This window comes from Bacillus sp. FSL R5-0397 (assembly GCF_038593395.1).
GTDB classification, from domain to species: Bacteria; Bacillota; Bacilli; order Bacillales; family Bacillaceae; genus Bacillus; species Bacillus altitudinis.
On record NZ_CP151992.1, the window covers coordinates 1,150,603 to 1,176,870 of the forward strand.

A 26,268-nucleotide genomic window follows, 5' to 3' on the forward strand; every position below is an offset into this window, starting at 1 on the left:
GGAGTGATTAGGATGGAACGTGAACGTATTCTAGAGGTGAAAGACCTTGCAATCTCATTTAAAACATATGGTGGAGAGGTTCAAGCCATTCGCGGTGTGAACTTCCACTTAAATAAAGGCGAGACACTTGCTATTGTAGGTGAATCTGGTTCTGGAAAAAGTGTAACATCACAGGCCATCATGAGATTAATCCCGATGCCGCCAGGTTATTTCAAGCGCGGAGAGATTTTATTTGATGGGCAGGATATTGTCAAGAAAACGGAAAAGCAAATGCAAACCATTCGAGGAAAAGACATTTCGATGATCTTCCAAGATCCGATGACTTCTTTGAACCCAACCATGAAGGTCGGGAAACAAATTACAGAAGTACTTTTCAAGCATGAACAAATCTCAAAAGAAGCGGCTGAAAAAAGAGCCATTGAACTTTTAGAGCTTGTTGGGATTCCAATGCCTGAAAAAAGAATCAAACAATATCCGCATGAATTTAGTGGCGGGATGAGACAAAGGGTTGTCATCGCGATGGCACTTGCAGCCGATCCAAAGCTATTGATTGCTGATGAGCCAACGACTGCACTTGATGTAACCATTCAGGCACAAATCTTAGAATTAATGAAAGAAATTCAGCAAAAAGTCGAAACATCTATTATCTTTATTACCCATGATCTAGGTGTTGTGGCCAATGTTGCTGATCGTGTAGCCGTTATGTATGCTGGACAGATTGTGGAGACAGGGACTGTTGATGAAATTTTCTACAATCCGAAACATCCATATACATGGGGACTTTTAGCATCTATGCCAAGCCTAGACACTGATGGAGGAGCTGAAGGGAAACTAACGGCGATTCCAGGAACACCACCAGATTTAACAAACCCGCCGAAAGGAGATGCATTTGCACTCCGGAGCGATTATGCAATGAAAATTGACTTTGAACAAGAACCACCAATGTTCAAAGTATCAGATACGCATTATGTGAAATCATGGCTACTTCATCCGAATGCCCCTAAAGTTGAACCGCCTGCTTCCGTAAAGGCGAGAATGCGTGAACTAGAAGGTAGCTACGAAAAACCTGTATTAGTAAAAGAGGGTGAATAGCATGGCAGAAAAACTGTTAGAAATTAAAAATTTAAAGCAGCATTTCCATACAGCAAGAGGGACTGTAAAAGCAGTTGATGGTGTCTCATTTGATATTTATAAAGGTGAAACACTTGGACTTGTAGGTGAATCTGGATGTGGAAAGTCGACAACTGGCCGTTCAATCATAAGACTTTATGATGCGACAGATGGCGAAGTTCTCTATAAGGGGGAAAGCGTTCACGGAAAGAAATCAAGACAAAAAATGCTTGAATTTAACCGTCAAATGCAGATGATTTTCCAAGACCCATATGCTTCACTTAACCCTAGAATGACAGTTCTTGATATCATTGCAGAAGGGATTGACATTCATGGCCTTGCGAAAACAAAGCAAGCACGTAAAGACCGTGTATATCAATTGCTTGAAACGGTTGGTTTGAATAAAGAGCACGCGAATAGATACCCACATGAATTTTCAGGTGGTCAAAGGCAGCGTATTGGGATTGCTCGTGCGTTAGCTGTTGAGCCGGATTTCATCATTGCCGATGAGCCAATCTCTGCACTAGATGTGTCGATCCAAGCGCAGGTCGTCAACTTAATGAAAGAACTGCAAGAAGAAAAGGGCTTAACGTATTTATTCATTGCCCATGACCTTTCCATGGTGAAATATATCAGCGATCGTATCGGTGTGATGTATTTTGGGAAATTGGTTGAGCTGGCACCAGCGAATGAATTATATGAAAACCCGCTTCATCCATACACAAAATCATTACTATCTGCGATTCCGCTTCCAGATCCTGATTATGAGCGTAACCGCAAACGGATTAAATACGATCCATCTGTTCATAAAGGAACAAATACGGAATTTCGTGAAGTGAAGCCAGGTCACTTTGTCAGCTGTACTGAGGAAGAATTCAAAGAGATCAAAGCAAAACAATAAGAATAGAGAAGAAGCACTGCGATATCAGTGCTTCTTTTTTTATTTTACAAAAAAACAAGTTGATGGTAATTTTTATGTAAAGTGAGTAAACCAGGAGGAAATCAAATGTTGTTATGGAAGACGTTTCGCTATTCATGTCTTCACTTTTTTATCGTCACGATGCTTTTTTCAATATCTTTTTTATCGGAACCAAACGGAGGAAAGTGGATGATCGCATTTTTAGTGCTCATTTGCATCATTTCGTTTTCGGTTGAATTTGCTGTGTATCGGCGCACGAATAAACAGAAGGAAGAAGTCCGGCGTATGAAGTACCTTTATTTCATCATGTTTCAGATCGCCATGACACTTCTTTTGTTTACTTGCTTTCAAATGCTCATGAATCGTTCGATATAAAACTTTTTTGCTTTCTCTTGAAAAAAAGTGAAACCACCAATGGCATTGCTGCGTCTTACTAGTACAGGCGTTTAAATAGCAGGAAATCGGGAATAGATAAGGAAGTGGTTCTTAACTACATCATAAGGAGCGGATCCATGAATTGGTATGAAAAGCTCAGTGAATACTTCCCGATAGAAGAAATGAAGTCAAAAGAGCATATGGAAGCTTTATTAAAGGAAAGAAGTGATATTTATCATAAAGAAGAAGGGCCTCATCATGTGATGATGTACGCTGAATTTGATTCTTTCATCTTTATTGATTATTTATTTGTTTCCAAGGATGCAAGAGGTGAAGGCCTCGGCTCAAAGCTCATTCATAAGCTGAAGGAAAAAAGAAAACCGATCTTGCTTGAGGTCGAGCCTGTAGATGAAGATGATGCAGATACTGCAAAACGCCTAAAGTTTTATCAGAGAGAGCACTTCAAGCATGCTGAATCAATTGGTTATAAACGCAGGTCACTTGCAACGAATGAAGTGAACCGCATGGAAATTCTTTATTGGTCGCCTCGTACAGATAATGAGGAAGAAATGATGGAGGCCATGAGAAAGACGTACGAAAGAATCCATACGTATAAAGACGAAGAATGGTATGGACAATCGTATGAGGATGTTGATGATGTGCTGAAGCTCGTTGAAAATAGAAAACAAAAAAATATTTTCGATCATCTCGACTAAATGAGAATGTTCAGACTTCAAACATCTGCACAAAAAGAATGAAATTGTCTAGTTTTTGTCACAAAAATTGCAAGAAAATCTGTTCACACTTACTTTTTTATAGTATAATCACTATAAAGATTACTTATTTAGAACAATTTTAATTTAAGAATACAGATCAATATTCATTCTACAAATTGAGGAGTGAAGATTTATGGTAACATTATACACATCACCAAGCTGTACATCATGTAGAAAAGCAAGAGCGTGGTTAGAAGAGCACAATATTCCATACCAAGAGAGAAATATCTTTTCTGAGCCTCTTTCAATCGATGAAATCAAAGAGATTCTTCGTATGACGGAAGATGGTACAGATGAAATTATCTCAACACGTTCTAAAGTATTCCAAAAACTAAATGTAAATGTTGAGACAATGCCGCTTCAACAATTGTATAAACTAATCAATGAGCACCCTGGTCTTCTAAGACGTCCAATTATTTTGGATGAAAAAAGACTGCAAGTTGGGTACAACGAAGATGAAATTAGACGTTTCCTTCCTAGAACGGTTCGTACATTCCAACTTCGAGAAGCTCAGCGACTTGCTAACTAATAGACAACACGAAAAGCTGCCGATCATTTGGCAGCTTTTTTTATTTATTTTCAGCCGTTTGTTCGTAAAAGAGACTGGCTAAAATAACGGTTGCGACGGTTAAAAAAGGAAGCAACAATTCAAGTGTTGTATGCTGCGCCATAAATTCATTCAGTTTTACATCACGGACAATCATTTCTCCGCCAGTAAAAGCTAAAAGGGCACTCCCTCCGTATAAAAGAATCGGAAACTTGGTTAGTGCTGCATGAATCAGCTTACTCCCCCAAATAATAATCGGAACTGAAATCATTAAGCCAAAGGCAGTGAGCACCATGTTCCCCTTAGCTGCCCCTGCAACAGCGATCACATTATCAAGTGACATAAAAAGATCTGCAATCACGATGGTCTGAACAGCACGCCAAAGGGAGCCGCTGCTTTTAATCCGAATGGATTCTTTCTTTTGTTCAATTAACAAATTGTATCCTATATAAAGGAGAAAGAGACCGCCGATAAATTGCAAATAGGGGATGGTCAATAAATAAACGGCAGCACCAGTCATGGTGATTCTCATCAGCACTGCCAAAAGTGTGCCGATCCATATGGCTTTGTTTCGTTTTTCATTTGATAAGCTTCGACTGGCCATCGCAATGATTAATGCATTATCTCCGCCTAATATGAGGTCTATGCCAATAATCATCAGTAAGGATACGATCCACTCTGTTTCCATCCAGTTCACCTCATTTCACTAAAATAGCTCGTACAACCAATATATGAGGACAATTCAAATATATGTTTCTGCAAGTTTTCTCTGCAAAAAATGCGTTTTTATTTCTTTTATTCATGTTTTATCATAAAATAGACAGTACACAGCAATACCTCATTTCTTTAAATGGTTAACATGTAGACGGAACGGGTAAAGTGTAGTAAAGTACTATTAATTGGGAGCTTGTATGTCCCTTCAACATCTTATATAGAAGGGAAGGTTGGCAAAATGGAAATCGAAAGAATAAATGAACATACAGTCAAATTTTATATTTCCTACGGTGATATTGAAGATCGCGGTTTTGACCGTGAAGAGATTTGGTATAATCGTGAGCGCAGTGAAGAGCTGTTCTGGGAAGTGATGGACGAAGTGCACGAAGAAGAAGAATTTGCAGTAGAGGGACCACTTTGGATTCAAGTACAGGCACTTGATAAAGGTCTTGAAATTGTCGTGACAAAAGCCCAACTTTCTAAAGATGGACAAAAGCTCGAATTGCCGATTCCAGAAGATAAAAAAGATCAAACAGATGAAGAAAGTTTAGATGCTCTGCTTGATGATTTTCATAAAGAAGAGCAAGATCAAGAAGATCATAATGAGAAGGACAAAAAACTTCAACTTCAGTTCGTATTGAAAATGGATGACTTTGAAGATTTGATTGCACTTTCTCAATTAAATATGCAGGATTTTACGACAAGTTTATATTCGTTTGAAAACCGTTATTATCTATATGTTGACTTCCACGAGGATTTGTCAGATGAGCAGGTGGAGAATAAGCTTAGTATTCTGCTTGAATATGCTCATGAATCAGTGGTCAGCATCTACAGACTGCAAGAATACGGTCAGCTGATTGTCAAAGAGAATGCGCTTGAAACGATTCAACAGCACTTCTCGTAACAACCAAAAGTCGATTTCTATAGAGGAATCGACTTTTTTATCTGAATGAAAAAGTAAATAAAGTGATCGGCAAGGAGAAAATGAAATGAGAAATGTAGTCAAAGTTCTATTTTTTCTTATCATTACGATAGGTGCTTATTTGATTATCCAAATTTTTGCCGGTGATCTAGCGGTAAGTGTATTAAGTTCCGTCAGTGTTCTATTCACTTTATCGATTATCTTCATCGGGTTTGTCATTTTCTTAGAAAACAGAAATCCCTCTCAAACGATTACGTGGCTTGTGCTGCTTGGGAGCTTTCCGCTTTTCGGGTTTTTGTTTTATATTTTCTTTGGACGCAATATTAAAAAGCGCAGACTTTTTGAAAAGAAAGCGGTACTGGATGAACAGCTTGTCCAGGAAGATGAACGTATCCACAGAGAAGCAATTGAAAAAATGACTCATATGGGTGACCATCAGCAGCTCTTATTTAAGCTGGCCCACAGACTTGGACATACCCCTATTACGTATCGCACATCCTCTAAAGTTCTGACCAATGGAGAAGAAACGTTCTCTCATATTTTTGAAGAGATCAAAAAAGCAACACATCACATTCACCTAGAATATTATATTCTCCGTCATGATGATCTGGGACAAGAATTAAAGGACATTTTAATCGAGAAAGCAAAAAATGGTGTGATTGTCCGCTTTTTATATGATGATGTAGGCAGCCTAAAACTCTCCCGTCAATATATTGCTGACTTAGAAAAGGCTGGCGTGCAGATCGTTCCGTTTTTACCAGTGAGACTGCCCTTATTAAATAATAAAATCAATTTCCGAAATCACCGGAAAATCGTGGTGATTGATGGAGAAGTAGGATTTGTCGGAGGACTTAACATTGGGGACGAATATATGGGTAGAAGCAGACAATATGGATTTTGGCGTGATACACACCTGATGATTAAAGGTGAGGCCGTTCGTGATTTGCAGCAGATTTTTATGCAGGATTGGTATTACATGACCAATGAAAGATGCTCGGGTGTGGATTATTTTAAAGATTTCAGCCATATGGAGAGTCGAGCAGAAGGCGTACAAATGATTGCGGGTGGTCCTGATAAACAGTGGGAAGTCATTAAAAATCTTTTTTTCTCCATGATTATCTCCGCCAAAAAATCAATTTGGATTGCTTCACCATATTTTGTACCTGATGATGATATTTTGTCCGCACTGAAAATTGCTGCATTGAGCGGAGTCGATGTGCGAATCATTGCGCCGAAAAATCCAGATAAACGCATCGTATTTCATGCGTCCCGTTCATACTTCCCCGAACTTTTAGAAGCAGGTGCGAAGGTATACGAATATGATCAAGGCTTTATGCATAGCAAGTTTATCATTGTGGATAGTGAGCTAGCATCAATTGGTACAGCAAATATGGATATGAGAAGTTTTCATCTGAACTTTGAAGTGAATGCTTTCCTCTATAAAACAAAAAGCACAGAGAAGCTGGTCAACGATTTCTTAGGTGATTTAGAGCAGTCGCATGAAATTGTTCCAGAAGAATTTGCGAAGAGACCTTTGAGGGTGAGGCTGTTTGAATCAACGGCAAGATTATTATCACCACTTTTATAAAAATTGTATTTTCCCCCTTTTCTAAAAGGGGGATTTTTGATTTTACTAAGGGTAAGCAGGTTGAAATCGTGTTTTGACACGGTAAAAGTTCATTTTCGATATTCGCTTTCTTGTGAGAGAAAAAGCTATAATACGGTCATCAAAGAGCAAGGGGCGAAATATATGAATGCAGCGATCATGGAGAATGGCAAGCTGGTTCGCATCACACAACATCTGACTAAAAGGCGGCTAGAGCATGTAAGAGCTACGTGCAAATTTTACTGTCCTGAATGTAGGCAGGAGGTTCTATTAAAGCTAGGTGAGCATCGTGTCCATCATTTTGCACATAAACAGCTCTCGGCATGTCCATTAGGGTCCACCGGTGAAACAGCTTATCATCAGGCAGGGAAAATGGCTCTTAAGGATTGGCTCACGCAGCTTGGATATGAGCCGTTACTAGAGAAATATGTTTCAAACATTCAGCAGCGCCCTGATGTGACCGTTGCTATAGAAAATAAAAGCTATGCCATCGAATTTCAATGTGCAAATATTTCCTGGAAAGAGCTGCATAAACGAACGGAAGGTCTCCGTGCTGCTGGGCTCTATCCTATATGGATCATAGGGGCGAATCGTTTAAAACGAATGGCTGGCCAGCTCTTTTCATTCTCCTCCATTCATTGGGGAATTTTAAGGCAGTCAAAGAATAGGAGACTCATTTTTTATTGTCCGATCCAAAATAGATTCATCCACCTGGATCAACTTCTCGTGTTTCAGCCAACGAAAATATGTGCCTCAATGACCGTTAGACCGCCTTCAGCTTATCGCCAACTACCAGCACTCTTATCTGTTTCCTCGAGCAATCATCAATTGTATAAAGAGTGGCTCAAGTGTATTCGGCAATTTAGGGAGCGGCCACCCCGCATTTTAGCAAATGAAAGCAAGCGTTTAAGAACCATTTTTTATGAGCATCATCAAACAGCATGGCCATTTCTACCGACAGAATTATTTATCCCCCTGACAGAAGCATATATCTTTTCAAGCCCTGTTTATGTGTGGCAAGGATGTCTTTATGATTGGATGGTTAGAAAGGGAAAAGAACAAGTGACCATTCATCTTCTTTTAAAAGAAATTGAGCGATGTGTCCAGAATAAAGAAGTGAAGCTCCGATATACCAATGTCACAATAGAAGAAATCAAAGGGGTGATCATTTCATATGTACGGGCGCTTGTGAATCTAGGGTTTTTATACATGACGAAAGAGGGTAATTATCAAGTAACGTCGAATCAAAAGCCTATACAAACAGCAGATGAAGCGATAAAACGAGATGCTTTCTTATTTCATTAGCATGTTTCATGCCCACTTTGATCATGATAAGAAAAAGGTGGTGCTGCTATTGAATAGAAAGAAACGCTTTTTTCTCATTTTTTTAGTTTGTTTGGTATTTATTTCTGCATATGATTTGACAAATATAGTTCAAAACAAAGAAGATAAATACAACACCAATTTCTTTCACTTTCCGAAAGGTTGGTTCAACACAACTCATGCAAGGGGGATTCATATGACTTCACAAAATAACAACAATCATTTACCAGACAGAAGCGAAGTAAAAGAAGAAAACAAATGGCGCCTTGAAGATATTTTTGAAAGTGTCGATTCTTGGAATAAGGAATTCGAAGCTGTAAAAAAAGAAATTCCGAAGCTCGCCCAATTTAAAGGCAAGCTGGCCCATTCTGCTGATGTCTTGTATGAAGCCCTAACATTTCAGGATCAACTTTCTGAAAAACTTGGCAAGCTTTATACATATGCGCATATGAAATACGATGAAGATACAACAAATTCATCATTTCAGGCTTTAAATGATAAAGCATCCAATTTATTTACACAGCTGTCTAGTACATCTGCCTATATTGTTCCGGAAATTTTATCTATTCAAGAAGATAAGCTGCAGCAATTTATTTTGGAAAAAGAAGAATTAAAACTTTATTCTCACGCTCTCGAAGAAATTAACAAAGAGCGTCCGCATATTTTAAGTGAGGAGCAAGAAGCTTTATTAGCTGAAGCCTCTGAACCTTTATCAACATCATCCACTACGTTTAGTATGTTTAATAATGCAGATATTTCATTCCCTTCTGTTAAGGATGAAAATGGAGAAGAAAAGAAAATTACTCATGGCAACTTCATTACCTTTTTAAACAGTGATGATCGTGAAGTGAGAAAGAATGCTTTTAAAGCCGTTTATAAAACGTATGATCAATATAAGAATACTTTGGCGTCTACACTCAGCGGCTCGATTAAAAAGGATAATTTTTATGCGAAAGTACGTCATTACAAATCTGCAAGAGAAGCAGCGTTATCACGCAACAGTATTCCTGAAGAAGTGTATGACAATCTAATTGATACAGTTCATCAATATTTACCGTTATTACACCGCTACATTGAATTGCGTAAAAAGGTATTAAAGCTTGATGAAGTGCACAATTATGACTTGTATACACCATTAGTAAAAGATGCTGGCATGAAGCTGACCTATGATGAAGCAAAGGATTATATGCTGAAAGGGTTAGCGCCATTAGGAGAAGAATATGTTTCGGTATTAAAAGAGGGACTCGAAAATCGCTGGGTAGACGTTTATGAGAATAAAGGGAAACGAAGCGGCGCGTATTCTTCTGGAAGCTATGGTACGAATCCTTATATCTTAATGAACTGGCAAAATAATATTGATAATTTATTTACACTGGCTCATGAATTTGGTCACTCTGTTCATAGCTACTATACAAGAAAGCATCAGCCATATCCCTACGGAAACTACAGCATTTTTGTAGCGGAAGTAGCTTCTACAACAAACGAAGCATTACTAGGTGAATACTTACTCAATCATTTAGAGGACAAAAAGCAGCGCTTGTATGTGCTCAATCACTTGTTAGAAGGATTTAGAGGGACGGTATTCAGACAAACGATGTTTGCAGAGTTCGAGCACCTGATTCATGTGAAAGCGCAAGAAGGGGAGGCATTAACGCCAGAGTTTATGACGAACCTGTATTACGACCTGAATAAGAAGTATTTTGGCGACGGTATGGTTGTGGATAAGGAAATCGGATTAGAATGGACGCGAATTCCGCATTTCTATTACAACTATTATGTGTATCAATATGCGACAGGCTATAGTGCGGCTCAGGCATTAAGTAAACAAATTTTAGAAGAAGGGAAACCTGCGGTGGAGCGCTATACAGACTTCCTTAAAGCAGGAAGCTCTGACTATCCAATCAACGTGCTGAAAAAAGCTGGTGTAGATATGGCATCGAAAGAGCCAATTGAGGCAGCATGTCAATTGTTTGAAGAAAAATTAAAGGAAATGGAAGAGCTCATCTCAAAGACTGGTGAGTAACGAGAAGACTTCTGTCAGATGTGTGAGTGCAAACTCACCTTTTGGCAGGAGTTTTTTCTTGAAATAAAAAGACCAGATTGTTGACAAAGGGCTAAAATGAACTTGATTTTAGCCCTTTGACTTCTTTTTAGCGTGATAGAAAACCTTTGCAGGCTAGAAAGGCCGAGTACTGGAGCGGAGCGAATTTGACATTCGTGAGCACCAGCACGCAGGACTGACACCGAATGCGAGGGTTTGCCTACACGCTAGACCTCGTCTATATGAACGAGGTTTGTATTACGCTTTAAATCCTTTGAAGGTTTTTCGGTGATTCATTCGATAGAGTGTAAAGAGAATGGAAGCGAATAGGAGTGGAGATGTCAGGTAAAGAGGCAGCATCTTCATTAAGCCTAATATATTTAAACAGAAACATAAGCCAATGGCAACAAGTCCAATGGTTGTGCTGCGCATGCAGATCCCCCCATTTTTTTGTTACTTTCACTATATGAAAGTGACAGTCCTCTTATGTTTTGTGACAAAAATATGAACATATAGTATATCGGTTGTCATAAGTCGACAAAATTTGATATACTACAGATGTGAAATTAATCACATACAAACATTACCCCTTTGTTTGACCGTGAAAAATTTCTCCCATCCCCTTTGTTGTCGTTAAGACATAGTGAAACCGCGCTTATCCCGGCGCGGTTTCTTCGTACTTATAAATAGAACAAGTGTTCCTTTGGGAGTGAAGAAAAAAACATGGGTCAGCACCCATGTTCATTCTCACAGCGGTAGACATCAAGATCTGAATGATTGTCTCCTTCTATATAACGCCAAAACATTTCCTGATGTACTTGTACACGTTCTACCTTTTTAGCAAATGCGAGCTTTTTCATCTCGCGTTCAACTTCTTCAAGGGTCAGGTCATATACAACGGCAATTTCTTTTGCTGATGCAAATTGAAAGTAAGCGATAAACCATTCAATTGGCGGTCGTTCTGAAGGTGTTGGTTTTTCGCCAATCATTTCAAAGAGAATTTCCTCGTAGATATCATAAGAATATGCACCTGAAATCTTTAATCCTTCTTCACCATTTATCGTATTAAAAAAGGCGAAAGTGGGAAGCTCAGACACATCCATTTCAGCTGCGATTTTCATATCACATTGGAGCGCTTTGACAGCACTTTGAGAATGGATATCTCGCTGGAACTCTTCAATGTCCAGTCCAGCCGTTTTTGCATTTTCTAGCAAGATTTGTTCACTGGTGACGTCCTGCTGATGGCAAAAAAGCGATTCTTGAATGAGTCGTAAAAATTTCATTCCGCATTTTCTGCCCTGAAGTTCAGCTGCTTTTAATGCAAGAGAGGCGAGATAAGGTGATGTCACAATTTGTTCAGACAGCATTTGTTCTTTTTTGGTCTGAGTTTTCGTGGCAAATTTCCCCCACGCTTCTGTTAGTAAATGTTTTTTTCGTTTCCGGTTCAAAGCATTAATACTAGAACTTGTAACCGTTCGTAAAGTGAAGAAACGGCCATATTTCATTTTCAACTTTTTAATTGATGGCTCTAATAACCAGCAGTCCGGGCTGAGAGGATCAATGAATACATAGATTTCAATCGGCTTTTGAGGATGTCCGTGACAATGTGAGAAATATTGCTCATGCGGATTGCAGCTCAAGATCGTCCGTCCTTTTCAGGTATTTGGTTGACCATGTGACGAGCCGTCAAAGACAGTCGCTCAAATAAAAAGTCACGAATATCGCCGGTTAGTCCTACTTGATCCATTGCATCCTCCATGCATTCAAGCCATGCGTCCGCTCGCTCCTCAGTAATCGGAAAAGGGAGATGTCTCGCCCGTAGCATTGGGTGACCATGCTCCTCAGTATAAAGCGGCGGTCCGCCTAAATATTGAGTTAAGAACTGTTTTTGTTTTCTTGCTGTTTCTTTTAAGTCATCCGGGAAAATAGGATGAAGCAAAGGATGACACTTTACATTTTCATAAAAAGTATCAACAAGTTGCGATAGAAGTTCCTCTCCAACCGCTTCGTAAGGTGCGTTAAACGATTGTACCATGTTGACTACTCCTTTAACTCGTAGCTAATAGGATGGCTCACCCTATTGCGAATTTCATGTATTTCAAAAGTGATATTCAGTTTGTTCTATTTTGTTGTTTCTATTCTTGTATACTTATTTTAACAACCTCTACTCAATTCCACAAACAAACCGCTTTGGTCCTTTGGGAATAGTGAGGGAGACAGGTTCCGTGTTCAATTGACCATATCATAACACATTCAGTCAAAAAAGGGTGAAAAGCGACATACAAAAAACCGAAGAGGTTATTCTCTTCGGTTTAGGCGAAATATTGAGCTGTGATTTTCTTTACATAATTTTGTGTTTCTTTAAATGGAGGAATGCCTCCGTACTTATCTACATTCCCTGAGCCTGCGTTATAAGCGGCTAAGGCAAGTGAGACATTTCCATTATATTTTTGCAGCATTTGTTTTAAATACTTCGTTCCGCCTTCAATGTTTTGGGCTGCATCAAAGGCATTGTTCACGCCAAGTGATTTAGCAGTTGACGGCATAAGCTGCATCAGTCCAAGTGCACCTGCATGGCTGACAGCATTCGTGCGATAACCGGATTCTTGCTTGATCACTGCGTGGATCAGCTTTTCTGGAACTCCGTGCTTTTGAGCCATTTGTGAGACGATCTGATTAATCTCTTTTGATGAAGAGCCTGAAACAGCTTTTTGAAGCGGTGGTGTGTAGCTGTTATTTAAGACGTTTCCAATACCATTTGCGGTATTCAATTGGCTGTCATTTGCATAAAGAGACTGAGATTGAAGCTGTTCACTGCCCGCTATCGCAGATAAATATGGATTCATGCGTGCATATTGCGTGTTCGGAGACGTTGATGGGTCCGATCCCATGAAAGCAGAAATGGAAAGCGGGAGACGAGATAATTCTGATCCGCCTAAAAAATCTTGCAACAGCGACTGGAATGAAGTCTCAGCGCTTGATTCTTGTCCAGCTGTGAGTTGTGTTTGTCCATTATCAGATTGTAACGTTTTGAGTGCTTGAAGCTGCATAAAGGATTGAAGTTGATTGACGTTCATCATGTTCCTCCTTCAAGGAATTCATCTATTCTTTTGTTTTCATTTTTTCTTCATAAAAACGTACGACTTTGTTTTTCGTGTGTCTTGGTGGGATCTGAAATTGCTGAAGCAATGCTGTAAAAGCGGCTTGTCCAATGTCTAAATCGCTCACTTCAAATTCAAGTTCATAGTCCTCTACTGTTAAATATCGGCTGTGATCCAAAACAATTAAGCCTTCTTTGATCATTTTTTCTGCTCTTGACGTTTCCAGTGAACCAAAATACACGATTTGATCCTTTTGAATGTGAAGGTGTACTAATCTGTCTGCCACTTCACCTTCTGGGAGGTGGAAATGTTCAAGACTTGCGGGAGGATCGATCGTTTGGTGAGTTTCCAAAAGGCCGATCTCATGCGGTTCCTTTAATGTGAGGACCCACTGCCCGCCTTTTTCTCTCATTCGTAATGCAGCGAATTTGGATTTTATATCAAATTGAGGTGTATCAAAATAATAGTTGGTTTGAGTGTGGAAGTCCTCGTCCTTTAATTGAAAGTATTCTTTTAGCTGTTCAAATTCTTCTTTCATTAATAATTGTTTTAGTTCTATCTCAATTTCCTGTGCCATTTTGACATCAACCTTTCATTTAGAGGAAATATGATTATTGTACATGAAAAGCTTCTTTTTTTCTTATTTATTCCTTAAAAAGAGACGTATATAGATGCTAAATGAGGCAAAATGAACAACGAAATGGAGAAATCAAATTTTCTCAAAAAGTTCGGTTTATCAATATTGAACTTGATATGATAAAATAAAGCTGTACTTTGTTGTAAAGGAGATCATGATGCAAAACAGAATTGAAATCACAGAAGCAACTTTAAAAGAAGACAGGCTGATCTTGACGGTCCAGTCAGATGAGCAAATTCAAAAAGCAAAAGCATCAGGACAAATGCTTGTTGATTCTGATCACTTTGCGTTCGTTTACATACTTGAGACTGAGGAGTCTTTTACGTATCTTATTTTAGGAGAACATACATGGGCTCCATTAAAAGAAGCAATGAATCGTGAAATCCCTGTCTATTTGGCGGCGGAAGAGCAAACGCTAGAACTCATTCAACTTCATCAGGAATTAAACTATTTAATCGACAATATTAAAGACAATGCCAATTACGGAGATATGGAAGAGAAAGTGAAGAGCACATTCCTCTGAAATAATTAGGTATTTGGAATTGGGGGAAGTTTCATGGACAAAAAACAATGGGATCAATTCCTCGCACCATATAAGCAAGCAGTCGAAGAATTAAAAGTGAAACTAAAAGGCATTCGAAAACTGTATGAATTTGAGGATGACCATTCACCAGTAGAATTTGTCACTGGCCGAGTGAAACCCGTTGCCAGCATATTGGAAAAGGCAAAGCGTAAAAACATCCCGATGCATGAGATTGAAACGATGCAGGATATTGCAGGGCTTCGCATTATGTGCCAATTTGTAGAAGATATACAAGTCGTCAAGAAAATGCTCCAGTCACGAAAAGATTTCGTGGTTGTAGATAAACGCGACTATATTGCAGAACATAAAGAAAGCGGATACCGCTCGTACCACCTTGTTGTGTTATATCCGCTACAAACGATCAATGGAGAGAAGCAGCTCCTCGTCGAAATCCAAATCCGTACATTAGCCATGAACTTTTGGGCGACCATCGAGCATTCTCTGAATTATAAATATAGTGGGAATATCCCGGAGAAGGTCAAGCAGCGCCTTCAAAGAGCATCTGAGGCAGCATCTCTTCTTGATGATGAGATGTCTGAAATCAGAGGGGAAATTCAAGAAGCGCAAGTGGCATTTTCCCGGAAAAAGAAAAACGATAGCTGAGCCTAAGCTTGATCAAATATGATGCTGCTTTCTCGTCGCAGCAAGGTGGAAAAGGAGAAGAATTCATGAAATTTGCAGTTTCTTCGAAAGGGAATTCTGTATCTGACACACTTAAAAATAAAATACAGACCTACTTATTGGATTTTGGAATGGAATTAAATGAAGAGGAACCCGATCTCGTCATTACAGTTGGCGGAGACGGAACCCTTTTATACGCTTTTCACCGGTATAGCAACCGTCTGAACGAAACCGCTTTTGTCGGCGTACATACAGGCCATCTTGGTTTTTATGCGGACTGGGTCCCGAGTGAAATTGAAAAGCTTGTGTTAGCCATTGCCAAAACGCCTTATCATATTGTGGAATATCCGATTCTTGAAGTCATCGTCAGGTACAACGATGGGGGCCGGGAAGAAAAATATTTAGCAATGAATGAATGTACGATTAAAAGTATGGAAGGTACACTTGTGGCAGATGTTGAGATTAGGGGTCAGCTTTTTGAAACATTCAGAGGAGATGGTCTTTGTTTGTCTACACCATCTGGCAGTACAGCCTATAATAAGGCACTTGGCGGGGCTATTATTCACCCATCCATTAGGGCGATCCAGCTGGCAGAAATGGCTTCAATCAACAACAGAGTGTTTAGAACGGTCGGTTCGCCGCTCATTTTGCCCGACCACCATACGTGTGTGATCAAACCGATTAATGATGTGGATTTTCAGGTGACGATAGATCATTTGTCGCTGCTGCATAAAGATGTGAAATCCATTCAATGCCGAGTGGCAGACGAGAATGTCCGGTTTGCCCGATTTAGACCATTTCCGTTTTGGAAAAGGGTGCAAGATTCCTTTATCGGCAAAGGAGAATAAGAAAGAGGTTGTTCTCGCTGGAATACTTTAAGATAAACAAAACCATATCAGCCAAAGAAGAAGGCAGGCTGCTGAAGGACTACTTAATCGATCTTGGCATTTCAAAACGAATGCTGACAGATATTAAATTTGATGGCGGTGATCTTCTGATTAATGGAGAGCATGTGACCGTGAGATATGAGCTGCGCGAGGGAGACAGGCTCACCATTTTATTCCCCGAGGAAAAAGTGAGTGAAGGGCTAAAACCTGCGGCCATTCCGCTTGATATTTTATTTGAGGACGAGCACGTGCTTGTGCTGAATAAAAAGCCGTATATCCCATCGATTCCTTCTCGAGAGCACCCTGAGCATAGTATTGCAAATGGGGTGCTTCACCATTATGCTGAGCAGTCCGTTCGGCTGACTGTCCACTTGGTGAACCGTCTTGATCGTGATACTTCTGGTGTCATGTTAGTCGCTAAACATCGCTTTGCACACAGCCTTTTATCAAAGGCGCAGAAAAAAGGGGAAGTCAAGCGAACGTATAGAGCCATTACACATGGCATGATCACGCAAAAGGAAGGAACAATTAGAGCAAAAATTGCTCGAAAAGGGGACAGCATTATTGAACGAATGGTGGATGAATCTGGTCAGGAAGCCGTAACACATTATACGGTGCGGGCAGTACATACTCATTTAGATATGTCTGATGTGTCCCTTACCCTTGAAACGGGAAGAACTCATCAAATTCGTGTTCACATGCAATTCCTTGGTCATCCGCTTGTTGGAGATACGCTATATGGTGGAACAAGCGAGAGAATAGGCAGGCAGGCACTTCATAGTGAAACCCTTGTTTTTCCGCATCCGATAACAGGGGAGTCCATGACCTTTTCGGCTCCTTTGCCGGATGATATGACATTATTGCTTCAGTAAACAAGTAAACCCGGTCACCTGTCATGGTGGACCGGGTTTTTTATTGCGTGAAATGCTGAAATCTTGAATCGTCATATGGCATAGATGAAGGAACAGATACTGTCTCAAGCTCTGGATATCTAAGGGCAGAGAGCTTGTGGCCAAAGACGCAGCCTGTATCAATGTTAACCGTTCTACCGATAAATCTTGGTTCTTTTACGGGTGTATGCCCGTAGACAATCCATGGTTTTCCGTGATATTCCTTTGCCCAGTCCTTCCTGACAGGTCGACCGTCTGGCCATGTTTCTCCGGTGACTGCTCCAAATAATAGATAAGACCTCATTTGTTTGTTCGGTTTTTTGCCAATATCCTTTTCCTTCATCGCTGCGTGTGCAATGATCAGTTCATTCGGAATCAATACATCATAAAGCGGTGCCTTTTCAAATAAATGTTTAAATTCACGTGATAAAATGGTTTGTTCATCATGCGGCAGTTTTTTGATTTCGTTCACCGTTGTTTCAATGCCATGCAGTAATTTTACGGGATTTCCTTTCAAATAGCGATACAGCTTAAAACAATGGTTGCCAGGCACATAGCGGATTGCGCCCTTAGAATAGGCGTGTATGACAAATTGCATGACGGCAACTGATCGAGGGCCGCGGTCTGTTAAATCACCAACAAGGGCCAGTGTTCTCTTATCAGGGTGGACAGGTAGTCCATGTTTGAGTTCGTATCCTAGTTTGTGTATGAGGGTAAGCAGCTCTTCGTAGCAGCCGTGGATATCGCCGATGATATCGAATTTCATAAAGGTTCCTCCTGATTTTTTCATCCATTGATCGGATATAAAGAAGTTTGAATTTTAGAAAATATAACGAATGGCTTTCATTTCATTTGGGCAATTGTTAGAATCAATGCTTTAACGTAAAACTTAAAAATTAAACATGAATGTTAGGAGGCTTTAGCCAATGGAGCATACATCTGTTTCATCACTCGTTGTCGTTATTATTGTAGCCTTTTTCACCCCCATTTTATTGCACCGATTTAAGCTGACCATCCCGGTCGTTGTCGCTGAAATCATCATGGGGCTCATCATTGGAAAAAGCGGTCTTCAACTAGTTGTTGAACACGACGCATGGCTAGATACGTTATCCATGCTAGGTTTTATTTTTCTTATGTTTTTAAGTGGACTTGAAATAGATTTTTCTTCTTTTGAATCAAAGAAGAAAGCGCGAGAACTGCCAAATGGTTTAAAAGAACCGAATACATTTAAAACAGCGACCATTATTTTTGTTGGCGTATTTTGTATGTCCTTTATCCTGTCTTATGCGTTTGTCCTTGCAGGATTTATTCAAAATGCCTTTTTAATGACGCTTATTATTTCCACCATCTCATTGGGTGTGGTAGTTCCTACCTTAAAAGAGGAAAAGTTGATGCAGACGAATATTGGTCAAATCATTTTGCTTGTAGCCGTCATTGCTGATTTGGTGACAATGATTTTACTTGCTGTGTTTTCCTCCATTTATGGCGATGGAACAGGGAACATGTGGTTGCTCTTATTATTATTTGCGGCAGGTATTCTTCTTTATTTATTTGGCCGGGTATTTAAGACAAAGTCCATTTTTCAGTCCATGTCAAAAGGAACGGTGCAAATTGGGACAAGAGCCATCTTTACTCTCATTATAGTCTTAGTTGCCTTATCTGAATCACTCGGTGCTGAAAATATTCTTGGGGCTTTTTTAGCAGGTGTGCTTGTGTCTCTTCTTTCACCTAATAAAGAGCTCGTACAGCAGCTGGACTCGTTTGGCTATGGATTTTTAATTCCGATCTTTTTTGTGATGGTCGGTGTGGACCTGAATATATGGTCACTCTTTAAAGATCCAACCATCATGATCATGATTCCGCTGCTGTTTATCGCATTATTGCTTAGTAAACTCGTTCCGATTCTTTATTTAAAAAAATGGTATGACATGAAAAAAGTCATCGGTTCTGGTTTTTTATTAACCTCGACGTTATCCCTTGTCATTGCTGCTGCAACGATTGGTGAGCGGCTTGGTGTCATTGATCATAAAATGTCAGGAGCCCTTATTCTAGTCGCTGTGCTCACGAGTGTTTTAACACCTGTTTGGTTTAAGGCGTTATTTAAACAAGAACGTGAAACCAATCATAAAAAGCGTGTGACGTTTATTGGAGCGAATCAGCTGACGTTACCTGTGACGCTTGATTTGCATCAGGATGAATATGACATCCGTATTTTACACGTCTTTCAGGAAAATAAAGAATCCTTACTTGCTGACTCCATCTTTGAAGTTGAAGCGATTGAACAATATGACGATGATACGCTCAGGCAGGCTGGCATCGGGCAAGAGGATGTGCTCGTTGTGGCTACAGGCAGTGAAACGAAAAATAAGGAAATTGCTTTATTTGCAAAAGAAGAAGGGTCTAAACAAGTCATTGCAAGTGTTAACAAAGCGGAAGCCGAGCTGACTTTAAAGGAAGCAGGGATCGATACCTTTTCTAACTTCTTATCATCTAAAACGGTGCTGAGGGCATTGATTGAAGCACCTGATGCGATTCGCTTGTTAACAAATGAGGATTCTTCTTTGTATCAAATTCAAATGAACAATCATCGGTATCATAATGTCATGCTGAGGGAATTTCCTTTTACCGGCGATTTGGTGTTTGTCCGTATTTTTAGAGGAATTGACAGCTTAGTACCGCATGGGGATACGACGCTTAGAAGCGGTGACCGCGTGCTTGTGTCTGGCTCCCGGGAGTATGTGGCAGGACTTAGAGCCCAATTAGAGTTGCAATGAACCCTTGACCGATGAACAAATCCTGATTAAGATAGAGGTACAACAATATATGTTTGATCCACTAGGGGAGTCCTTTAAAAGGGCTGAGATAAAAGTGTAGACTTTTAGACCCTCATTACCTGAACAGGTTCATACCTGCGTAGGGAAGTGGTGCGGTGTTTGACTATGCTTTTTACAAATTCCAAACCACTTTCCACGCGGAAAGTGGTTTTTTTATATGGAAAAACAGGAGGAGAGGAACATGACATTTTCGAACGAATGTAAAGAAGCAGCAGCTAGATGGTGGAATGGGAGCTTTACACACCCTTTTGTGAAAGGGATTGGTGATGGCACACTTTCACTCGATCGTTTCACTTATTATGTGATGCAGGATTCGTACTATTTAACTCATTTTGCAAAAGTACAATCGTATGGAGCCGCCATTAGTGAGGACTTACATACGACAGGCAGAATGGCATATCATGCGCAGGGTACGTATGAAGCAGAGCTATCACTGCATAGAAATTTCACAGAACTGCTCCAGATCTCTGATGAAGCGCTGGCAAACTTTAAACCTTCTCCAACTGCTTATGCATATACCTCGCATATGTACCGATCTGTGAAAAGCGGTCGTTTTGAAGAAATTTTAGCCGCATTATTGCCGTGCTACTGGCTTTATTATGAGGTAGGAGAAAAACTGAAACAAACAACGCCTGACCATCCGATTTATCAAGAATGGATTTTGACATATGGCGGGGATTGGTTTAAAGAGCTTGTTTTTGAACAGGTGAACCGTTTTGATGAACTTGCAGAAAAAGCGCCAGAACATGTGCGGGCTAATATGAAAGAAAATTTCGTGATTTCGAGCTATTACGAATACCATTTCTGGGAGATGGCGTATGAAAAAGAAATGTGGCAAACAGCATGCTTAGATGGGGTTGGTGCAAATGGAACTCCATGCAGTGACAAATGATACGCTTCCTGTCAGGGAGCTCATCAAGCAAATAAAAGACATTGCGTCTGAAGTAGACTTTATTCATATTCGTGAACGATCGAAGGCAGCAGGTGAGCTGGTTCACCTCGTGAAACAACTACTAGCAGAAGGTGTTCCGAAAGAAAAGCTGATTATAAATGACCGAGTTGACGTTGCGCTGCTGACCAATATTCACCGGGTTCATCTTCCAGGACACAGCTTTTCACCAAAGGAATTAAGACAAAAATTTCCTCATCTCCATGCGGGGGTATCGGTTCATTCGATAGAAGAAGCCAAAGTAGCAGAGAAGAACGGGGCAGAGTATGTCATGTTTGGGCATGTGTATGATACCGCATGCAAACCCGGACTTCAGGCGAGAGGCATAAAGGTTGTGGAAGACATGACTTCTTCGCTGTCCATTCCAGTCGTTGTCATTGGTGGAATCACACCAGAACGACTGCCAGAATTGATGCATGTTGATTTAAAGGGAATAGCCGTCATGTCGGGGATTTTTGCTCATCCTCAGCCGCGCAAAATGGCGCAAACATTTTCTAAAAAGCGAAAGGAGAATCCTTATGAACAAGCATTATGATGTTGCAATCATTGGTGGTGGAATCATAGGGATGTCGATCGCTTATCACCTTGCAAAAGCAGGAAAGCAGATTGTCTTATTTGAGGCAAATGAGATCGGGAAGCAAACGACGAGTGCGGCTGCTGGCATGCTGGGTGCACATGCTGAAGGAGAAGGTGATGAGGATATTTTCTTTCAAGTAGGCAGACAAAGTCAGGCTTTATATGAAAAATTAACGGTCGACCTTCAGCATGAATCGGGCATTGATATTCGGACATCAGTGGGCGGGATTATGAAGGTGGCTTTTACAGAACAAGAAAAGCGAGCGCTTTGCCGGATGCAGCATTTGCCCACATTTGAATGGCTTGAAGCAAGCAGCGTAAAAGAACGTATGCCTCAAATAGCAGATGACATCGTAGGAGCAGGATTGATAGCAGATGATGTACATGTCGAGCCATATGCGGTATGCAGGGCTTTTTGGCAGGCGGCTGTTCGGCACGGAGCGGATGTGAAGGAGTTTACCCCCGTTATCGATGTGAAGAGGGGAAAAGAAACTTTGACAGTCAGTACAGCTAAAGGCATCTTCACATGTGATCATCTGACTGTAGCAAGTGGTGTATGGTCAGGCCGTTTTTTAGAAGAACTGGGGTTATCACATTCTCTCTATCCAGTAAAAGGAGAATGCGTGTCTGTTTGGAATAACGGTCCAGCGCTTGCACACACCATCTATCATGATCATTGTTATATCGTTCAAAGGGATAGCGGTAAGCTAGTGATTGGTGCAACGATGAAACCGAATGACTGGCAGGCCGTTCCGACACTTGGCGGTATTGAAGCAGTTATTCACAAAGCATCTCAGCTCATGCCTTCTATTCGAGAGATGCCGATTGATCAATGCTGGGCAGGTCTACGGCCAGCGACAAGCGACCGGCACCCCTATATCGGAAAACATCCGGAAGACGAGCGTATTCTTTTTGCAACGGGACATTACCGAAATGGCATTTTACTTGCGCCAATTACGGGGGAAATCATTCGCGGCTTAATAGCGGGCGAGTCGGTTCACAAGGAATGGCTTCATGCGTTTCGTATTGGGCGAAAGGAGGCATTGTTCGTATGAAAATTCAATTGAATGGAAGAATGGTTGATTTCGATAAGGAAAATGGCACGATTTTTGATCTGCTATCAGCCTATCAACTTGAAAACCGAGTGGTGATCGTTGAAAAGAACCAAGAAATTATAGATAAAGAAGCCTTTCAACAGGTAAAAATTCAACCAAATGACACGATTGAAATCGTTCACTTTGTAGGAGGAGGATGACAACATGCTGCATATTGGCGGAAAAACATTTACATCAAGACTATTACTAGGGACAGGAAAGTATCCATCATTTGAAGTTCAAAAAGAGGCGGTCAACGTATCAGAAGCTGAAATTTTGACCTTTGCTGTGCGAAGAATGAACATATTTGAACCATCACAGCCCAATTTTTTAGAGCAGCTCGATTTATCAGCCTATACATTGCTGCCAAATACTGCCGGGGCAAGTACAGCGGAAGAAGCGGTGCGGATTGCCCGTTTAGCGAAAGCTTCTGGACTGTGTGACATGATCAAAGTAGAAGTCATTGGCTGCTCAAGGTCTCTTCTGCCAGATCCAGTCGAAACGTTAAAAGCATCTGAAATGTTATTAGAAGAAGGTTTTATCGTGCTGCCATATACGTCAGATGATGTGGTGTTGGCAAGGAAATTAGAAGAACTTGGTGTCCATGCCATTATGCCAGGTGCTTCTCCAATCGGTTCAGGTCAAGGGCTTTTAAACCCTCTGAATCTATCGTTTATTATCGAACAGGCAAAGGTGCCAGTTATTATTGATGCGGGTGTAGGTTCTCCGAAGGATGCTGCTTATGCGATGGAATTGGGCGCTGATGCTGTATTACTGAATACAGCCGTGTCTGGCGCAAAGGACCCTGTGAAAATGGCTAAAGCGATGAAGCTGGCGATTGAATCTGGAAGACTCGGGTTCGAGGCAGGCCGTATTCCACTCAAAAACTATGGAACAGCCAGCAGTCCGCAGGAAGGAATGCCAGCATTTTGAGCACACGTTATTCACGCCAAGAGCTTTTTAGGCCTATTGGAGAGGAAGGACAAAAACGGCTACATGCCTCAAAGGCCGTCATTATTGGGGCTGGGGCACTTGGAACAGCGAGTGCTGAAATGCTCGTTCGTGCCGGCGTAGGATCTGTCACCATTTTGGATAGAGATTATATTGAATGGAGCAATCTGCAGCGTCAGCAGCTATACACAGAACAAGATGTTCTTGATCGGCTGCCAAAGGCTGTGGCTGCTGAGAAAAGACTCAAGCAGGTGAACAGTGATGTTCATGTGAGAGGAATCGTCATTGACGTGACCGCTCAAAATATTGATGAGTACGTCAGCGGGGCATCCATCATCGTGGATGCAGCGGATAATTTTGAGGTGAGAATGATTGCGAACGATGCAGCCGTCAAACATCAAATTCCGTTCCTTTACGGAGCCTGTGTAGCAAGCTACGGTATTCAATTCACAGTGATTCCTGGTGAAACACCATGTTTACACTGCCTGCTTGAGCATTTACCTGCACAAGGCATGACATGTGATACAGCAGGAATTATTAGTCCAGTTGTACAGCAGGTTGCGGCCTATCAAGTGGCGGATGCACTGAAGCTTTTAACAGGACACCACATCACGCCGGTATTAAGATCGTTTGATTTATGGACAAACGAGCGATCTGATATTCGATCCGTTACGTCTTTAAAAAAGAAACAATGTCCAAGCTGCGGTCTTAAGACATACCCATTTCTCTCATATGATCAAAGAGCAAAAGCAGATGTATTATGTGGACGAAATACCGTCCAAATTCGCAGTGCACTAGGGGCACCCCCGGCGCTGCATGAAGTAGCCCGTCAGCTAAAGAAAGCAGGAATGGATGTGCTGGAAAATCCTTATTTGCTTTCGTGTCAGAAGGATGAGTACAAGCTCGTTTTATTCAAAGATGGCAGAGCGCTTGTACATGGGACAAATGATATTGCGAAAGCGAGAACGATTTATCATCAATGGATCGGCTAATGAGAGGGTGAGATGACATGACGATTAAAAAAGCATTAACCATCGCAGGTACTGATTCTGGTGGTGGAGCAGGTATTCAAGCAGACTTGAAAACCTTTCAGGAGCTTGGTGTGTACGGAATGTCCGCCATTACGGCCATTACAGCTCAAAACACACTTGGTGTTCACGGTATTTATCCACTGTCTATCGAGGCGCTCGAAAGTCAAATTGATGCAGTAGCAGAAGACTTGTTGCCAGATGCCGCTAAAACAGGGATGCTGTGGAGTGCCGACATGATCAGTGTCGTTGCTGAAAAGACGAAGCAATATGACTTGAAACTAATTGTCGATCCAGTCATGATTGCTAAAGGAGGCGCTTCTTTATTAAATGAAGATGCGGTCTCTGCTATGAAAACACAGTTACTACCTGTCAGTTATGCAGTCACACCGAATCTCCCTGAGGCAGAAGTGCTGACAGGCATGCGCATTCAGACAAAAGACGATCGCCATAAAGCAGCAGAACGACTTTATGAGCTTGGCACGTCCTATGTTGTGATCAAAGGAGGTCATAGCCCTTCAGACGGCCTCATTACAGACCTTTTGTACGATGGAAAAAGCTTTTTTGAACTCAGTAATGAACATATTGATACACCACATACACACGGAACAGGCTGTACATTTGCAGCGGCATTAACGGCAGAAATAGCAAAAGGTCATTCCATGAAGGAAGCCTTTGAAACGGCAGAAACCTTTGTCCATGAGGCGATCAAATTTCCTCTGAATATTGGCGCTGGGCACGGACCGACTAACCACTTTGCTTATCAGCAAAACAGAGTCAAAGCATAAAAAGAAGACTGTCTTCACTTGTGAGGGCGGTCTTTTTTCTGAAATAAAAACTTTCTTTCAGCAAAATTGTCAATATCTCATGATTTGTGATAAGATTATGATCAGGTACTAATACTATGTCTTGAAAAAATAGGAGGCTTTAATACATATGAACTTTTCTTTAGAAGGCCGTAATATTGTGGTGATGGGTGTTGCCAATAAACGAAGCATCGCTTGGGGAATTGCTCGTTCACTTCACGAAGCAGGAGCTCGTTTGATTTTTACTTATGTTGGAGATCGTCTGGCAGAATCAGTGAAAGAGCTAGCAAGCACGCTAGAGCGTGATGATTCCATTATTCTTCCTTGTGATGTGACAAGTGATGAAGAAATCGAAAAATGTTTTGCAACGATTAAAGAAAAAGTACAAGTCATCCATGGTGTTGCACATGCGATTGCATTTGCGAACAAAGAAGAGCTTGTCGGTGAATATTTGAACACGAACCGTGAAGGTTTCCTTTTAGCGCACAACATTAGTGCCTATTCACTAACAGCTGTAGCAAAAGCAGCACGTCCGCTCATGACAGAAGGCGGAAGCATTGTCACACTTACTTACCTAGGCGGAGAGCGCGTTGTCTCTAACTACAATGTCATGGGTGTAGCAAAAGCAGCCCTTGAAGCAAGTGTGAAATACTTAGCAGCTGATCTTGGAGCGGAAGGCATCCGTGTGAACAGCATTTCTGCTGGTCCAATTCGTACGTTATCTGCAAAAGGAATCAGCGGCTTTAATACGATCCTGAAGGATATTGAAGAGCGTGCACCGCTTCGCCGTACAACGACTCCTGAAGAAGTTGGCGATACAGCACTATTCTTATTCAGTGATTTATCGCGCGGCATGACAGGTGAGAATCTTCATGTTGATTCTGGCTTCCATATCATTGCCCGCTAAACGAATAAATGATTTGCAGCATACCAATCACTGGTATGCTGTTTTTTATTTTTCTTCTGATTTGGGGTGTC

Annotated in this window: 29 protein-coding genes and 1 riboswitch; of the genes, 22 read left to right on the forward strand and 7 right to left on the reverse strand. The window is 40.9% G+C overall.

Annotation, left to right across the window (positions count from 1 at the left end; all coding sequences use genetic code 11):
• Positions 1–3 precede the first annotated feature (3 nt).
• The 5 genes from NSQ70_RS05700 (at position 4) to spxA (ending at position 3,709) form a co-directional block, all read left to right on the forward strand.
• Complete coding sequence (locus NSQ70_RS05700) at positions 4–1,092, forward strand: ABC transporter ATP-binding protein (RefSeq protein WP_089374143.1); 1,089 nt, start codon at positions 4–6, stop codon at positions 1,090–1,092.
• A 1-nt stretch (position 1,093) separates the two neighbouring features.
• Positions 1,094–2,011 carry an ATP-binding cassette domain-containing protein gene (locus NSQ70_RS05705; protein WP_024720064.1) on the forward strand — a complete coding sequence of 306 codons (918 nt, stop codon included), beginning with the start codon at positions 1,094–1,096 and terminating at the stop codon, positions 2,009–2,011.
• Positions 2,012–2,116: 105 nt separating this feature from the next.
• Positions 2,117–2,404: a hypothetical protein gene (locus NSQ70_RS05710; protein ID WP_178930034.1), complete on the forward strand. Its 288-nt coding sequence runs from the start codon at positions 2,117–2,119 to the stop codon at positions 2,402–2,404.
• 137 nt (positions 2,405–2,541) lie between these two features.
• Entirely contained in the window at positions 2,542–3,120 is a 579-nt protein-coding gene (locus tag NSQ70_RS05715; RefSeq protein ID WP_024720065.1) for a GNAT family N-acetyltransferase, read from the forward strand.
• Between the two features lie 193 nt (positions 3,121–3,313).
• On the forward strand, positions 3,314–3,709 hold the full coding sequence (spxA, locus tag NSQ70_RS05720; protein WP_003211421.1) for a transcriptional regulator SpxA: 396 nt from the start codon (positions 3,314–3,316) through the stop codon (positions 3,707–3,709).
• Between the two features lie 40 nt (positions 3,710–3,749).
• On the opposite strand, the gene NSQ70_RS05725 is transcribed toward spxA, so the two are convergent.
• Positions 3,750–4,415 (reverse strand): TerC family protein, encoded by a 666-nt coding sequence (locus tag NSQ70_RS05725; protein WP_007499010.1) that lies wholly within the window; start codon positions 4,413–4,415, stop codon positions 3,750–3,752.
• Between the two features lie 264 nt (positions 4,416–4,679).
• On the opposite strand from NSQ70_RS05725, the gene mecA reads away from it, so the two are divergent.
• The 4 genes from mecA (at position 4,680) to pepF (ending at position 10,315) form a co-directional block, all read left to right on the forward strand.
• On the forward strand, positions 4,680–5,345 hold the full coding sequence (gene mecA / locus NSQ70_RS05730) for an adaptor protein MecA (RefSeq protein WP_008348474.1): 666 nt from the start codon (positions 4,680–4,682) through the stop codon (positions 5,343–5,345).
• Between the two features lie 85 nt (positions 5,346–5,430).
• Positions 5,431–6,951 (forward strand): cardiolipin synthase, encoded by a 1,521-nt coding sequence (gene cls, locus NSQ70_RS05735; protein WP_024720122.1) that lies wholly within the window; start codon positions 5,431–5,433, stop codon positions 6,949–6,951.
• A gap of 162 nt (positions 6,952–7,113) precedes the next feature.
• The gene (locus tag NSQ70_RS05740; RefSeq protein WP_342502504.1) at positions 7,114–8,274 is read left to right on the forward strand and encodes a competence protein CoiA family protein; all 1,161 of its coding nucleotides are present in this window, start codon (positions 7,114–7,116) and stop codon (positions 8,272–8,274) included.
• Positions 8,275–8,488: 214 nt separating this feature from the next.
• Positions 8,489–10,315: an oligoendopeptidase F gene (pepF, locus tag NSQ70_RS05745; RefSeq protein WP_282706805.1), complete on the forward strand. Its 1,827-nt coding sequence runs from the start codon at positions 8,489–8,491 to the stop codon at positions 10,313–10,315.
• A gap of 276 nt (positions 10,316–10,591) precedes the next feature.
• Here the strand turns inward: pepF and NSQ70_RS05750 are convergent, their stop codons facing one another.
• The 5 genes from NSQ70_RS05750 to NSQ70_RS05770 all read right to left on the reverse strand — a co-directional run bounded on the left by NSQ70_RS05750 (position 10,592) and on the right by NSQ70_RS05770 (position 14,011).
• Positions 10,592–10,765 carry a hypothetical protein gene (locus NSQ70_RS05750; RefSeq protein WP_008348466.1) on the reverse strand — a complete coding sequence of 58 codons (174 nt, stop codon included), beginning with the start codon at positions 10,763–10,765 and terminating at the stop codon, positions 10,592–10,594.
• A gap of 296 nt (positions 10,766–11,061) precedes the next feature.
• Positions 11,062–11,973, reverse strand: coding sequence for a ClpXP adapter SpxH family protein (locus tag NSQ70_RS05755; RefSeq protein WP_327862002.1), 912 nt, complete (start codon positions 11,971–11,973; stop codon positions 11,062–11,064).
• Entirely contained in the window at positions 11,970–12,368 is a 399-nt protein-coding gene (locus NSQ70_RS05760) for a thiol management oxidoreductase (RefSeq protein ID WP_007499001.1), read from the reverse strand. Before NSQ70_RS05760 ends, NSQ70_RS05755 begins: the two co-directional genes overlap by 4 nt.
• A gap of 277 nt (positions 12,369–12,645) precedes the next feature.
• Positions 12,646–13,410: a lytic transglycosylase domain-containing protein gene (locus NSQ70_RS05765; protein WP_008348461.1), complete on the reverse strand. Its 765-nt coding sequence runs from the start codon at positions 13,408–13,410 to the stop codon at positions 12,646–12,648.
• Positions 13,411–13,435: 25 nt separating this feature from the next.
• The gene (locus tag NSQ70_RS05770; protein ID WP_007498999.1) at positions 13,436–14,011 is read right to left on the reverse strand and encodes a CYTH domain-containing protein; all 576 of its coding nucleotides are present in this window, start codon (positions 14,009–14,011) and stop codon (positions 13,436–13,438) included.
• A 217-nt stretch (positions 14,012–14,228) separates the two neighbouring features.
• On the opposite strand from NSQ70_RS05770, the gene NSQ70_RS05775 reads away from it, so the two are divergent.
• The 4 genes from NSQ70_RS05775 to NSQ70_RS05790 all read left to right on the forward strand — a co-directional run bounded on the left by NSQ70_RS05775 (position 14,229) and on the right by NSQ70_RS05790 (position 17,034).
• Positions 14,229–14,594 (forward strand): hypothetical protein, encoded by a 366-nt coding sequence (locus NSQ70_RS05775; RefSeq protein ID WP_008348459.1) that lies wholly within the window; start codon positions 14,229–14,231, stop codon positions 14,592–14,594.
• A 33-nt stretch (positions 14,595–14,627) separates the two neighbouring features.
• Positions 14,628–15,257, forward strand: coding sequence for a GTP pyrophosphokinase family protein (locus NSQ70_RS05780; protein ID WP_008348457.1), 630 nt, complete (start codon positions 14,628–14,630; stop codon positions 15,255–15,257).
• Positions 15,258–15,322: 65 nt separating this feature from the next.
• Entirely contained in the window at positions 15,323–16,123 is an 801-nt protein-coding gene (locus tag NSQ70_RS05785; protein WP_008355343.1) for an NAD kinase, read from the forward strand.
• A 17-nt stretch (positions 16,124–16,140) separates the two neighbouring features.
• Positions 16,141–17,034 carry an RluA family pseudouridine synthase gene (locus NSQ70_RS05790; protein ID WP_058337561.1) on the forward strand — a complete coding sequence of 298 codons (894 nt, stop codon included), beginning with the start codon at positions 16,141–16,143 and terminating at the stop codon, positions 17,032–17,034.
• 40 nt (positions 17,035–17,074) lie between these two features.
• Here NSQ70_RS05790 and prpE read toward each other — a convergent pair whose 3' ends face one another.
• Positions 17,075–17,818: a bis(5'-nucleosyl)-tetraphosphatase PrpE gene (prpE, locus tag NSQ70_RS05795; protein ID WP_039963415.1), complete on the reverse strand. Its 744-nt coding sequence runs from the start codon at positions 17,816–17,818 to the stop codon at positions 17,075–17,077.
• Positions 17,819–17,978: 160 nt separating this feature from the next.
• Between prpE and NSQ70_RS05800 the strand changes: the two genes are divergently transcribed.
• From NSQ70_RS05800 to fabI, 9 genes are all read left to right on the forward strand, one after another.
• Complete coding sequence (locus NSQ70_RS05800) at positions 17,979–19,826, forward strand: monovalent cation:proton antiporter family protein (RefSeq protein WP_138278394.1); 1,848 nt, start codon at positions 17,979–17,981, stop codon at positions 19,824–19,826.
• 53 nt (positions 19,827–19,879) lie between these two features.
• A riboswitch (TPP riboswitch) is annotated at positions 19,880–19,989 on the forward strand.
• Between the two features lie 78 nt (positions 19,990–20,067).
• Entirely contained in the window at positions 20,068–20,778 is a 711-nt protein-coding gene (gene tenA / locus NSQ70_RS05805; protein ID WP_268431247.1) for a thiaminase II, read from the forward strand.
• Positions 20,753–21,370, forward strand: coding sequence for a thiazole tautomerase TenI (gene tenI / locus NSQ70_RS05810; protein ID WP_327862003.1), 618 nt, complete (start codon positions 20,753–20,755; stop codon positions 21,368–21,370). The genes tenA and tenI overlap by 26 nt, the downstream gene beginning before the upstream one ends.
• A complete protein-coding gene (gene thiO / locus NSQ70_RS05815) occupies positions 21,354–22,466 on the forward strand; it encodes a glycine oxidase ThiO (RefSeq protein ID WP_039167333.1) in 1,113 nt (370 codons plus the stop codon). Before tenI ends, thiO begins: the two co-directional genes overlap by 17 nt.
• Positions 22,463–22,666, forward strand: coding sequence for a sulfur carrier protein ThiS (gene thiS, locus NSQ70_RS05820; RefSeq protein ID WP_017367025.1), 204 nt, complete (start codon positions 22,463–22,465; stop codon positions 22,664–22,666). The genes thiO and thiS overlap by 4 nt, the downstream gene beginning before the upstream one ends.
• A 4-nt stretch (positions 22,667–22,670) precedes the next feature.
• On the forward strand, positions 22,671–23,438 hold the full coding sequence (locus NSQ70_RS05825) for a thiazole synthase (RefSeq protein WP_203144252.1): 768 nt from the start codon (positions 22,671–22,673) through the stop codon (positions 23,436–23,438).
• Positions 23,435–24,448 (forward strand): thiazole biosynthesis adenylyltransferase ThiF, encoded by a 1,014-nt coding sequence (locus NSQ70_RS05830; RefSeq protein ID WP_024720132.1) that lies wholly within the window; start codon positions 23,435–23,437, stop codon positions 24,446–24,448. The genes NSQ70_RS05825 and NSQ70_RS05830 overlap by 4 nt, the downstream gene beginning before the upstream one ends.
• 17 nt (positions 24,449–24,465) lie before the next feature.
• The gene (gene thiD / locus NSQ70_RS05835) at positions 24,466–25,272 is read left to right on the forward strand and encodes a bifunctional hydroxymethylpyrimidine kinase/phosphomethylpyrimidine kinase (protein WP_327862004.1); all 807 of its coding nucleotides are present in this window, start codon (positions 24,466–24,468) and stop codon (positions 25,270–25,272) included.
• A gap of 148 nt (positions 25,273–25,420) precedes the next feature.
• A complete protein-coding gene (gene fabI / locus NSQ70_RS05840) occupies positions 25,421–26,197 on the forward strand; it encodes an enoyl-ACP reductase FabI (protein ID WP_003211867.1) in 777 nt (258 codons plus the stop codon).
• The last annotated feature ends 71 nt before the right edge of the window (positions 26,198–26,268 follow it).